This window comes from Paraburkholderia lebeckiae (genome assembly GCF_050436325.1).
GTDB lineage: Bacteria > Pseudomonadota > Gammaproteobacteria > Burkholderiales > Burkholderiaceae > Paraburkholderia > Paraburkholderia tuberum.
In genome coordinates this window covers 559126-571855 of sequence record NZ_JBNDLZ010000002.1, presented here as the reverse complement: position 1 = coordinate 571855, position 12730 = coordinate 559126, and the positions used below count along the sequence as shown (strand labels likewise).

General features: G+C 64.4%; 7 protein-coding genes, 1 rRNA gene, 1 pseudogene and 2 riboswitches. Of the genes and pseudogenes, 5 read left to right on the top strand and 4 right to left on the bottom strand.

The window, feature by feature from the left end:
- From cobO to cobA, 3 genes and pseudogenes are all read right to left on the bottom strand, one after another.
- Positions 1–603: a cob(I)yrinic acid a,c-diamide adenosyltransferase gene (gene cobO / locus OKW44_RS05595; protein WP_018421084.1), complete on the bottom strand. Its 603-nt coding sequence runs from the start codon at positions 601–603 to the stop codon at positions 1–3.
- Positions 600–1034 (bottom strand): cobalamin biosynthesis protein, encoded by a 435-nt coding sequence (locus tag OKW44_RS05590; RefSeq protein WP_348524891.1) that lies wholly within the window; start codon positions 1032–1034, stop codon positions 600–602. The genes cobO and OKW44_RS05590 overlap by 4 nt, the downstream gene beginning before the upstream one ends.
- A gap of 75 nt (positions 1035–1109) precedes the next feature.
- A pseudogene (cobA, locus tag OKW44_RS05585) lies at positions 1110–1847 on the bottom strand (uroporphyrinogen-III C-methyltransferase); the annotation flags it as partial.
- Between the two features lie 195 nt (positions 1848–2042).
- Positions 2043–2302: riboswitch (cobalamin riboswitch) on the bottom strand.
- 80 nt (positions 2303–2382) lie between these two features.
- Positions 2383–2659: riboswitch (cobalamin riboswitch) on the top strand.
- Between the two features lie 202 nt (positions 2660–2861).
- Here cobA and cobW point away from each other — a divergent pair.
- From cobW to OKW44_RS05565, 4 genes are read left to right on the top strand one after another with little or no spacing between them, the layout of a single operon-like run.
- Positions 2862–3953, top strand: a complete 1092-nt coding sequence (gene cobW, locus OKW44_RS05580; RefSeq protein ID WP_275426087.1) for a cobalamin biosynthesis protein CobW — start codon at positions 2862–2864, stop codon at positions 3951–3953.
- Positions 3954–3967: 14 nt separating this feature from the next.
- Positions 3968–7786: a cobaltochelatase subunit CobN gene (gene cobN, locus OKW44_RS05575; RefSeq protein WP_018421087.1), complete on the top strand. Its 3819-nt coding sequence runs from the start codon at positions 3968–3970 to the stop codon at positions 7784–7786.
- The gene (locus tag OKW44_RS05570) at positions 7783–8883 is read left to right on the top strand and encodes a magnesium chelatase ATPase subunit I (RefSeq protein WP_018421088.1); all 1101 of its coding nucleotides are present in this window, start codon (positions 7783–7785) and stop codon (positions 8881–8883) included. Before cobN ends, OKW44_RS05570 begins: the two co-directional genes overlap by 4 nt.
- Positions 8884–8939: 56 nt before the next feature.
- Complete coding sequence (locus OKW44_RS05565; protein ID WP_018421089.1) at positions 8940–9554, top strand: vWA domain-containing protein; 615 nt, start codon at positions 8940–8942, stop codon at positions 9552–9554.
- 63 nt (positions 9555–9617) lie between these two features.
- On the opposite strand, the gene OKW44_RS05560 is transcribed toward OKW44_RS05565, so the two are convergent.
- The gene (locus OKW44_RS05560) at positions 9618–10562 is read right to left on the bottom strand and encodes a flagellar brake protein (protein WP_018421090.1); all 945 of its coding nucleotides are present in this window, start codon (positions 10560–10562) and stop codon (positions 9618–9620) included.
- Positions 10563–11139: 577 nt separating this feature from the next.
- Between OKW44_RS05560 and OKW44_RS05555 the strand changes: the two genes are divergently transcribed.
- Positions 11140–12672 (top strand): 16S ribosomal RNA (locus OKW44_RS05555).
- Positions 12673–12730 lie beyond the last annotated feature (58 nt).

Below are 12730 nucleotides of genomic sequence, written 5' to 3'. Positions count from 1 at the left end.
TCAGAACTCCACGCCGCGCTGCGCCTTCACACCTTGCTCGCGATACGGATGCTTGATCGCGCGCATTTCGGTGACGAGGTCGGCGGCTTCGATCAGCGCGTCCGGCGCATGACGTCCGGTCACGACGACGTGCAACATCGGCGCACGCGCGTTGATCACCGCGAGTACTTCGTCGAGCGGCAGGTATTCGTACTTCAGCACGGTGTTCAGCTCGTCGAGGATCACCATCTGGTAGTCGCCGCTTTCGATCATCCGCCGCGCTTCGTTCCAGCCCTTGCGCGCGGTCGCCATGTCCGCCTCGCGGTTCTGGGTGTTCCACGTGTAGCCGTCGCCCATCGTGACGAAATCGCATTGCGCGATCGCGCCGAGGAAATCGCGCTCCGACGTATGCAGCGCGCCCTTGATGAACTGCACGACGCCGAGCCGCATGCCGTGGCCGAGCACCCGCACGGCCATGCCGAACGCGGCCGTGCTCTTGCCCTTGCCGGTGCCGGTGTTGACGATCAGCAGGCCTTTTTCGACGGTCGCGCTGGCCTGCTTCTTTTCGTGGCCTTCGCGGCGGCGTTCGGTCATGCGTTGATGCGATTCCGGATCGGTTTTCATCGAGGGTCCTGGTCTTGAGAGGCGGGATGGGATGGGGGCGCGTCGCCAAGGGCAGCGTTGTTCGCCGCTGCGATCGCCACCGTGATGCCGGCGTGCGTGGTCTTGCGTACGATTAGACGCGCGTTTCGCGCGGTTGTGGTGGAGTCCGGCGCCGTTGCCGCCAGCAGCGCGCACGGCTCGCACACACCATCGACGCCGAGATGCGCGTGTGCCGCCGCAGACGGCGACGCGACCGGTACGGCGGCGATCTGCTCGCGGCTGAACAGTTGCAGCGGCAGCTGATGGCGCGAGCAGAATTCGAGCAGGCCTGCTTCGTTGGCTTTGGTGTCGATCGTCGCGATGGCGTGGATCTGCTCGAAGGCATTCGATCCGAGCGCTGCGCGCACCGCGGCTTCGATCTCAGCGGCTTCGCTGTGCAAGCGGCAACCGATGCCGACGCTCAGCGTTTTGGTCGCGCGTCCGAGTCCGTGTCGTGTCGCGCTCGCTGCCAGTTCGTGAGCAAAGCCGGCGTCGCGTTTGGCCGCATCACGCGCCAGTGCGAGCGACGCCACAGCGCCGATCACGACGATCGCCGGCGAGCCGAGCCCCGCGCGCGCCACCGCCTCGGCGAACTCGCGAAGCGGCGCGAGCACATGACGCTGCTCAGGCCGCGTCGCCGACTCGATCGCCGCGCACGGCGTGTCGGCGGACATGCCGGCCGCGAGCAATGCGCGGGCGATCTCGCCGAGCCGGCGCATGCCCATGTAGATCACCAGCGTCATGCGCGTCGCGGCGAGCGCGGCCCAGTCCGGTTCGCCACTGCCGGCGCCGTGGCCGGTGACGAACACGACGCCCTGCGCGTGATCACGATGCGTGACCGCGATACCGAGCGCCGCGGGCGCCGCGATGCCGGCCGTGATGCCGTTGATCACGTCGACTTCGATACCGGCGGCCTGCAGCGCCTGCAACTCTTCGCCGCCGCGGCCGAACACGAACGGATCGCCGCCCTTGAGCCGCGCGACGCTGCGCCCCGCGCGCAGATGCCCGAGCATTTGCGCGACGATGTCGGCTTGCGGCGTCGACGGATGGCCGCCGCGTTTGCCGACGTACACGACTTGCGCGTCGGCGCGTGCGAACTGCAGCACGTCGGGATTCACCAGATCGTCGACGAGCACGACATCGGCCTGCGCGAGCGCGCGGGTGGCCTTCAGCGTGATCAGTTCGACGTCGCCGGGACCGGCGCCGATCAGCCAGGCGCGCGTCATCGCAGCGTGCATGGCGCGCGCCATGCGGTGATGGAAGAAGAGAAGCGGCGTGCGACAGCGCGCGCGGCGGTGAATATAGAGGTCATGCGGAACTGCGAATCCGGGCACGCGCGATGCCGCGCTGCTACGCCTTCACATCCGTTCCCCGCGGATTCCGGCGGCCGGCGGCGCCACGTGATGCACGGATGCAATGCGGCACCGCCTCCGCGTTTGGCCGGTATCCGGGCTGGCGGCCTCATGCGCTTCGCCTTCCCGTCCCGGTTTGTGGATTCGCGGGACAGTGGCATCAAAAAACGCATGCGCGGCACGTCGGAATCGAAGGCGAATCGAATCGCGCGCCGCAGGTCGCTTACCGTTGCGGGGACAGCACAGGTTGAACGCGCGAGGCGCTGCCTGTTTCCCGTTTAACTGCACACGCGAGCGCATGTGCGGGCACCAAACGCGCGCATACGATAGCACATGGCGCCTTGCCGGATAAGCCACGGCGGCGCTTTCCGGCTCTGTACGTTGCTTGACTGCGCAAGTCCGCGGGCCTACACTCGCACGCACTTTGGGTGCTCGCGTGCGCGCTCGTGCGCATGCAGTTAAACGGGAAACAGGGAGCCAGCTGCTCTGGAGCGGCTAACCTGTGCTGTCCCCGCAACGGTAAGCGAAAGCGGTTCCGGCTTGATAGCCGGGCACCGCAGTGCCGGCTTCGATGTCCTCGCGCAAGGTCGCATGGACATTTCACCACTGGCCGAGAAACCACTCGGCCGGGAAGGGGAAGCGGCGCTTTCGCCAGCCCGGATACCGGCCCAAAGAAGCAGAACGACCGCCGCGGGGATGCGGTGGCGCGTTCATGACCTCAGTTCCGCTTTCTGTATTTCCGTTGTCGCGGCAATGCCGTCGTTCGTCCCCGTGTCTGGTGATCGCTGGTACTGCTGCGCGTGCTTCATTCGCTCCATTCGCCAGCCGACGCGGACCCACGCGCGGACTTTCCGGCATACCGATCAACGCCAAGGGATGGACCTCACGATGCAAACTCAATTGCGCAAGATCCCCGTCACGATCGTCACGGGCTTTCTCGGCAGCGGCAAAACCACGCTGCTGCGGCACATTCTTCAGCATGCGGGCGGCAAGCGCATCGCGGTGATCGTCAACGAGTTCGGCGAGCTCGGCATCGACGGCGAAATCCTCAAGGGCTGCGGCATCGGTTGCGATGAAAACGGCGTCGAGACCGAAGGGCAATTGTATGAACTCGCGAACGGTTGTTTGTGCTGCACCGTGCAGGAAGAGTTTTTCCCGGTGATGGAGAAACTCGCGGAACGCCGCGACGAACTCGATCACGTGCTGATCGAAACGTCGGGTCTGGCGTTGCCGAAGCCGCTCGTGCAGGCGTTCAACTGGCCGCAAATCCGCAACGGCTTCACGGTCGACGCGGTGGTGACGGTCGTGGACGGCCCGGCCGCCGCGAGCGGCCAGTTCGCCGATAACCCGCTCGCCGTCGATGCGCAGCGCAAGGCCGATCCGAATCTCGATCACGAGTCGCCGCTACACGAGCTGTTCGAAGACCAGTTGTCGGCGGCCGATCTGGTGATTCTGAACAAGACCGATCTGCTCGACGACGCGCGGCAGCACGAGGTCGAAGCCGCGATCCGCGCGGAGATTGCGCCGCAGGTGAAGATCGTGCGCGCGCAGCGGGGACAGCTCGACCTGCATACGCTGCTGGGCCTCGAAGCGGCCTCGGAAGAGACGATCCACCTGCGTCACGACCACCACGGTTCCGCCGACGACCCCGACCATCACCACGATGAATTCGATTCGGTCGTCGTGCAGGCATCCGTACCGTCGCGCGACGCGGCGCTCGCCGCCTTGCAGGCGCTCGTCGAAACCCACACGATTTACCGTGTCAAAGGCTTCGCGGCACTGCAGGGCGCGGCGATGCGTCTCGTGATCCAAGGCGTGGGCCGGCGCTTCGACAGCTACTTCGACCGGCGCTGGCAAGCGGGTGAAAATGGCGACGGCGCGTTGAGCCGCTTCGTACTGATCGGCGCAGACCTCGACCAGCACGCGCTGCAACAGGCGTTCGACGCGTCGCTCGGCGCGACGTCGAACGCGACGGCATAAACGGGCGCACCAGCATGCATCTGCTGCGCACGACGCCGGGCGGCTTCGTCGACGATACGCAGGGCGTGATCCGCATCGATCAGCAGCCCGCCGATATCGTCGTGCTCAGTTCCGCCGACACCACGCTGTCGCTGCTCGCGAGCGTGGTGCCGCGTCTCGGCGACGGCTTTCCGAGCGTGCGGCTCGCGAACGTTACGTATCTGCGTCAGCCTGCTTCGGTCGATTTTTATCTTGACGACGTGTTGCAGCATGCGCGCGTGGTCGTCGTCGATCATCTCGGCGGCGAAACGTATTGGCCGTACGGCATCGAGCAGGTGGTCGCGCTCGCGCAGCGCAAACAGCAAACACTCGCGATGTTTTCCGGCGATCTGCAGGAAGACCCGAACCTGCTCGCGCGCAGCACCGCGAGCGCCGAACTGTGTCAGCAGCTGTGGCGCTATCTGCGCGAGGGCGGTCCGCAGAACGCCGAGGCGTTTTTGCGCTGCATCGCGTATCGCGCGCTCGACTGGGGGCGCGAATCCGATCCGCCGCGCGCGTTGCCGGCCGCGTCGCTGTATCACCCCGAGCGCGATACCCCCATCGTCGCCGACTGGCAGGCGCGTTGGCGGCAAGGCGCGCCGGTCGTCGCGGTTCTGTTCTACAAGGCGCATCTGCAGGCCGCCAATACCGCCGTGTTCGATGCGCTGATCGACGCGCTCGAAGCGCAAGGGCTCAATCCGCTGCCGCTCGCGATCACGTCGTTGAAAGATGCGGTGAGCCGCGATGTCGTGCAGTCGCTGTGCGCGCAACATGGTGTCGCGCTGGTGTTGAACACCACAGCGTTCGCCGCATCCGCGATCGACGACCCGGAGCCGCTCGCGCTCGCCGGCGACGCGCCGGTGTTTCAGGTGATCCTGAGCGGCGGCAATCGCGAAGACTGGCTGAAGGACAACCACGGCCTCAATTCGCGCGACATCGCGATGCATATCGCGCTGCCCGAAGTGGACGGGCGCATCATCACGCGCGCGATCAGCTTCAAGGGGCTCGCGTATCGCTGTGCGCATACGCAGGTCGACGTGGTCCGCTATCAGCCCGACCTCGAACGGGTGCGCTTTCTCGCCGAGCTGAGCCGGCGCTGGTGCCGTTTGCGTTCGCTCGATAACACCGACAAGAAAGTCGCGTTGATTCTCGCCAACTATCCGATGAGCGAAGGGCGCATTGGCAATGGCGTCGGGCTCGATACACCGGCGTCGGTGGTCGGCATTCTGTCGATGCTGCGCGATGAAGGCTATCGTGTCGGCGAATTGCCCGAAAACGGCGATGCGTTGTTGAACAGGCTGACCGAAGGCGTGACCAACGATCCGGTCGTACGCGATCTGCGTCCGGCCCTGCAAAGCCTCGCACTCGACGACTATCTCGCGCATTTCAACGCGTTGCCGGCGAGCGTGCGCGACGCGTTGAACGCGCGCTGGGGCAAGCCCGAGCAGGACCCCACGCTGCGGCGCGGCCGCTTCGTGATCGCCGGCTGGCGCTGCGGCCAGGTGTTCGTCGGCATTCAGCCTTCGCGTTCGCGCGAGCACGGCGACTACGCGAGCTATCACGATGCGGAGCTCGTACCGCCGCACGCATACCTCGCGTTCTATTTCTGGCTGCGCCATCAGTTCGGCATCGACGCGGTCGTGCACGTCGGCAAGCACGGCAACCTGGAATGGCTGCCGGGCAAAAGCGTCGCCTTGAGCGACGCGTGCTGGCCCGATCTGATTCTCGGACCGATGCCGCATCTGTATCCGTTCATCGTCAACGATCCGGGCGAGGGCAGCCAGGCGAAGCGGCGCGCGCAGGCGGTGATCATCGATCATCTGATGCCACCGCTTACACGCGCCGAAAACTATGGGCCGCTACAGGACCTCGAACGCCAGGTCGACGAATACTACGAAGCATTGATGGTCGATTCGCGTCGCGCGAAGCTCTTGCGTCGCACGATTCTGACGACGATCGTCGAGCATCGGCTGCACGAAGAGCTGAGTCTCGCGGCGCCGAACGCACAGGACGATGAAGACGCGCTGCTCACACGCGTCGATGCGTGGCTGTGCGAGCTGAAGGAAGCGCAGATTCGCGATGGCCTGCATACGTTCGGGCAGTCGCCGCGCGGCGCGCAGCGGCGCGACACGCTGCTCGCGCTCGGGCGCTTTCCCGTCGGCGATGGGCGGGCCGGCAAGGCGGGGCTCGTCGACGCGCTGGCGCGCGATCTGCGCATCGATCATCGGTTCGACCCGTTGAGGGTGGATTGGGCCGCCGCATGGGACGGCCCGCGACCCGATGTATTGCAGCGGGTCAGCGATGCGCCGTGGCGACATTACGGCGATACGCGCGAGCGGCTGGAATTGCTCGCGGGCGAGCTGTTGCGCGGTGTCTGCGATGTCGATTGCGATGACGCGGATCGTTCGCAGGCCGTCCCCGTAGCCGACGAAAGTCTGCCGCAAGCGGCACAGGTGATCGCACGCCTGCGCGACGACGTGCTGCCGCGTCTCGACGCCTGCGGCCCGCAGGAAATGACGCAGCTGAAACGCGGCCTCGAAGGACGTTTCGTGCCGCCAGGCCCGAGCGGTTCGCCGTCGCGCGGTCGGCCCGACGTGCTGCCGACCGGCCGCAACTTCTATTCGGTCGACACGCGCGCGGTGCCGACGCAAGCCGCGTGGGCGCTCGGCCTGAAATCGGCGCAGCAACTGATCGAGCGGCATCTGCAGGAGCACGGCGATTATCCCCGCGCGATCGGCCTGTCGGTCTGGGGCACCGCGACGATGCGCACCGGCGGCGACGATATCGCGCAGGCGCTCGCGCTGCTCGGCGTGCGGCCGAAATGGGCGCCGGGCAGCCACCGTGTGACGGACTTCGAGATCATGCCGATCGACGCGTTCGATCGGCCGCGTATCGACGTCACGTTGCGCGTATCCGGTTTCTTTCGCGATGCGTTCGCGAACGTGATGCATCTGTTCGATGCGGCCGTGCAAGCGGTTGCCGAACTCGACGAGCCCGCGGAGCTGAATCCGATTCGCGCGCGCGTGCAGCGCGAACGCGATGCGTTGATCGCGCGCGGCATGGACCCGGTCGAAGCGCGCAAGCGCGCGGGCTGGCGCGTGTTCAGCGCGCGGCCGGGCACGTACGGCGCGGGTCTGCAGCAGATGATCGACTCGCGTCAATGGCAGACCGACGCCGATCTCGCGAACGCGTATCAGGCATGGGGCGGATATGCGTACGCGCAGAAGAGCGCGGGCGAAGAAGCGCATCAAGCGTTTGGCACGCGCCTCGCAGTGATGGACCTCGTGCTGCAGAACCAGGACAACCGCGAGCACGACGTGCTCGATTCGAACGACTACTACCAGTTTCAGGGCGGCATGGTCGCGGCGGTGCGGCATCTGGCAGGTCAGCAGCCGCGCGTCTATCACGCGGATCACAGCAATCCGGCCGCGCCGCGCGTGCGGACGTTGCACGAGGAGATCGCGCGCGTGATCCGCTCGCGCGTGGTCAATCCGAAATGGCTCGACGGCGTGAAGCGCCACGGCTACAAGGGCGCGGCCGAGATCGCCGCGACCGTCGATTATCTGTATGGCTACGACGCGACCGCGCGCGTGATCGCGGATCATCAATACGCGCTCGTCGCCGATGCATATCTGAATGACGCCGATACGCGCGCGTTCATGCAACGGCACAATCCGCATGCGCTGCATTCGATCTGCGAGCGTTTGCTCGAGGCGATGCAGCGAGGGCTGTGGCAGCAGCCGGGTGACTATCGCGCGCAGGTGGAAACGCATCTGCTGGCGAGCGAACAGCAGATCGAAGGAAGACAAACATGAATGGAGCGATGCGAGGAGCGGGCGACGCAGGTAGCTCCGCCTGTGTATCGGGTACGGCGGCGCGGCCCGTTTTTCCGTTTACGGCGCTGATCGGCCAGGCCTCGTTGCAGCAGGCGCTGGTGCTCGCGGCGATCGACCCGGGCTTGGGCGGCGTATTGATCAGCGGACCGCGTGGCACGGCGAAGTCGACTGCCGCGCGCGCGCTTGCCGAACTGCTGCCGGAGGGAGAGTTCGTGAATCTGCCGCTTGGCGCGAGCGAGGATCGTCTGATCGGCACGCTCGATATCGAAACCGTGTTGCGCGACGGCTCGGTGCGCTTCTCGCCGGGGCTGCTCGCGAAGGCGCATCGCGGCGTGCTGTACGTCGACGAAGTCAATCTGCTGCCCGATGCGCTCGTCGATGCGTTGCTCGATGCGGCGGCGAGCGGCGTGAATACCGTCGAACGCGATGGCGTGTCGCATAGTCATGACGCGAGCTTCGTGCTGATCGGCACGATGAACCCCGAAGAGGGCGAGTTGCGGCCGCAATTGATCGACCGCTTCGGTCTGATGGTGGAGTTGCAGAACGCGTTCGAGCCGCAGGTGCGGCAGGCGATCGTCAAAGCGCGGTTCGCGTTCGATCTCGATCCCGCTGGGTTTCGTACCGTTTACGCGGAGCAGCAGGCTTCATACGTGCAGCGAATTCGCTCGGCGCGCGCGGCGCTGCCGCTGCTGTCGTTCGATGACGCCGTCCATGCGCGCGTGAGCGCGCTATGCATCGACGCGGCCGTCGACGGCCTGCGCGCCGACCTCGTGATGCTGCGCGCGGCGCGCGCGCTGGCCGCATTCGAACGGGCAGATGCGGTGACGGTGCGACATGTGGAGCGCGTTGCCGATCCGGTGCTGCTTCATCGGCGGCGTCAGCATGATTCGCAACATGCGAATCAGCGCCGGCCAGAGAGCGCGGCGCCGGCACGGGACGTCGCTGAGGGTGCGTCTGGCGATACGGCTGCATCCACGACACCTTCCGCCGACTCCGACTGGGGCTACCTGCCGCCCGAGCCGGCCGCGGCTTTGCCTGTCAAAGGCGTCATTGCGCTCGACGCAAAAAAACGCTGAGCCATCGGAAAGGCGCCGCCGCTGACTCGCGCAGCGGTTTTCGATGGCGACAAGGCGTGAGGGCGGATTCGCGCGACACGTCGCGCGGCGAACCGGGCAGGCGCATTGCATGGCCACCGACGCTCGCCGCGATGCGCGAGCACACGCTGCGTCGAGAGCATCTGCGCTTCGTACGGGAAGTGCCGCATGGCGGTGTGCTGCATTGCTTCGTGCTGGATTGCTCCGGGTCGATGCTGGCGGGCCAACGCCTCGCGTTGGCGAAGGGTCTACTGACTGCCTTGTTCAACCGTGCGAGTGCGATGCGCGCCGAGGCTGCGCTGATCTGCTTCGGCGGTACGGGAGCGGATGTGCGCTTCGGCCCAGCCGTGCCGCGCTGGTGGAACGAGCGATGGCTCGCGCCCGTGGGCGGAGGCGGCGGTTCGCCGCTCGCGTCGGGCGTGCGCAGCGCCGCGCAACTGCTCGAACGCTGCGCGCGGCGACGGCCGGCCCAGCAGCGCTGGTTATGGATTCTGACCGACGGCCGCACGAGCGACGAACCCGCGCGGCCGGCCGACGTCGATGAAGTCGTGTTCGTCGATTTCGAGCGTGGTGCGATACGGCTCGGTCGTTGCGAGGTGCTCGCCAATACCTGGGGAGCGCGGCGGTTGACGCCGGAAGAGTTGCTCGGCTGATCGATGTGTGCGCAGGTCGGCGCTGCTGTGTCCCCACGCGCGTTGCTTTTGTGGCCGTACCGCTTATTTCAGTCCGTTGGACCAGTGCTGCACATCCTCCTGACGATCGAACACGAACACCTTCATCGCCATCTGTTGAACGGAATCGAGGTGATCCAGTTCGAGCCCATGCATGGACGGCTCGCCAGGCGTTTTGCCCTTCTGAATGTTGCGGATCACCGCCGTTGTCTCAATCTGTGAATCGTATTCGGCCGACTTCAGCCGGAACGCGATGCGCAGTCGCTCGCCGACTTCGCCCAGTGTCCATGACGCACTCAACGACATGCCGAGCGCGCTGATGCCCTTGGCTAGTCCAAGGCCTTCGTAAGTGTCAGCGCTCCCGCCGATGCCGAACCGCACGGGCAGGTGCGCATGGACGCGGATCGATTTGCGCTCACGGAGCCGGCGGACCACGCCGGGCCTCGACAACACGGCATAGTCGAACGGCACGCGGCAGACCGCTTCGACCGTGCAGACGAAACGGAACACGGCCTGACTCGCGATCGCGACGATCTCGACGTTCTCACCGGGCGTGAGCGGCCGCGGTTGGCCCTGCTGCATCGGCGGCGTGACGAACAGCGCATGATTCGGCGCGAAACCGATGATGCTGCAAGGTTGCATCGGCGCGCCGCTGCCGAGTTGCGAACGCATGCCGATCAATGCGCCGATCTCGAGGTGCATGTCCTTCGGCGTCAACTCACCGGCGTGGTCAGGCTGGGCGGTTGGCGCCGGCGGTTGTCGTGCGCCGAGGTCGAACAGGTCGCCGCGTTGCGGGCGGAAGTGTTGAAACAGAAAGGCGCGCTCGTCGGTGGTCGCGAGCGTCGTCGCGCTTGCGAAGAGCAGCGTGCCGTCGGCATCGACGATCGGCCATGGGAGCGGCGTGCCTACCGGCACAGTATCAGGCTCGAGCATCGGGGATGCCGCGGCGGGCTGGGTGTCCTCGACGTGTGCGTCGACGAGATTGTCCATAGTCGGCAGCTAATTTAAGTGGCGGAGTGATCTGATTGACGGCGGGGAAGGGTAGAACTTTAATTTGGGGAGCGGTGGTGAGTTCGAGCCGTGCTCGGACTACTTTGTTTTGTCGGTATTAGGACTTCGGCGGGGTTGAATCGGATGGCTAACTATTTTCGCTGATTTTTTGGTCTGGCCAGAGTTGACTCTTTTCAGGGCTGGCGGCAATGCGATGGAGATGGCAGTCTTTGCTCCCAAAATAAATTGTGAGAAGGGTATTGACGCGTTGTCGAGCGCTCTCCATAATCCCGTTTCTCTGCTGCAGACGCAGCGACGCAAACGAAGCAGTGCCGGGCAGGAGTGGTTCAGGCGCGGCGGGTTTGGCGGACCGATCTTTAAAAACTAACAGCCGATAAGTGTGGGCGCTTGATGCGGAATGCGGCGGCGGATTCTCCGGAGTCTGCTGCCAGGCAGAAGTATCAGCAGCCTCACACAGTATTAGAGGAAGGTTTGTCTGTCGGAAGACGGACTGATCATCGTCAGTACGTTGAGTGAGCGACCGGGTTCGAGAGAGCCCGAAAACAGTAACAGGTTTGAACTGAAGAGTTTGATCCTGGCTCAGATTGAACGCTGGCGGCATGCCTTACACATGCAAGTCGAACGGCAGCACGGACTCCGGTCTGGTGGCGAGTGGCGAACGGGTGAGTAATACATCGGAACGTGTCCTGGAGTGGGGGATAGCCCGGCGAAAGCCGGATTAATACCGCATACGCTCGGGAGAGGAAAGCGGGGGATCTTTCGGGACCTCGCGCTCAAGGGGCGGCCGATGGCAGATTAGGTAGTTGGTGGGGTAAAGGCCTACCAAGCCGACGATCTGTAGCTGGTCTGAGAGGACGACCAGCCACACTGGGACTGAGACACGGCCCAGACTCCTACGGGAGGCAGCAGTGGGGAATTTTGGACAATGGGCGCAAGCCTGATCCAGCAATGCCGCGTGTGTGAAGAAGGCCTTCGGGTTGTAAAGCACTTTTGTCCGGAAAGAAAACCTCGTGGCTAATATCCGTGAGGGATGACGGTACCGGAAGAATAAGCACCGGCTAACTACGTGCCAGCAGCCGCGGTAATACGTAGGGTGCGAGCGTTAATCGGAATTACTGGGCGTAAAGCGTGCGCAGGCGGTGCTGTAAGACCGATGTGAAATCCCCGGGCTTAACCTGGGAACTGCATTGGTGACTGCAGCGCTGGAGTATGGCAGAGGGGGGTGGAATTCCACGTGTAGCAGTGAAATGCGTAGAGATGTGGAGGAACACCGATGGCGAAGGCAGCCCCCTGGGCCAATACTGACGCTCATGCACGAAAGCGTGGGGAGCAAACAGGATTAGATACCCTGGTAGTCCACGCCCTAAACGATGTCAACTGGTTGTCGGGCCTTCATTGGCTTGGTAACGTAGCTAACGCGTGAAGTTGACCGCCTGGGGAGTACGGTCGCAAGATTAAAACTCAAAGGAATTGACGGGGACCCGCACAAGCGGTGGATGATGTGGATTAATTCGATGCAACGCGAAAAACCTTACCTACCCTTGACATGTATGGAATCCTGCCGAGAGGCGGGAGTGCCCGAAAGGGAGCCATAACACAGGTGCTGCATGGCTGTCGTCAGCTCGTGTCGTGAGATGTTGGGTTAAGTCCCGCAACGAGCGCAACCCTTGTCCCTAGTTGCTACGCAAGAGCACTCCAGGGAGACTGCCGGTGACAAACCGGAGGAAGGTGGGGATGACGTCAAGTCCTCATGGCCCTTATGGGTAGGGCTTCACACGTCATACAATGGTCGGAACAGAGGGTTGCCAAGCCGCGAGGTGGAGCCAATCCCAGAAAACCGATCGTAGTCCGGATCGCACTCTGCAACTCGGGTGCGTGAAGCTGGAATCGCTAGTAATCGCGGATCAGCATGCCGCGGTGAATACGTTCCCGGGTCTTGTACACACCGCCCGTCACACCATGGGAGTGGGTTTTACCAGAAGTGGCTAGTCTAACCGCAAGGAGGACGGTCACCACGGTAGGATTCATGACTGGGGTGAAGTCGTAACAAGGTAGCCGTATCGGAAGGTGCGGCTGGATCACCTCCTTTCCAGAGCTATGCATTCACTGCATTCAAGTGCTCACGCTTATCGGCTGTGGTTAATGGC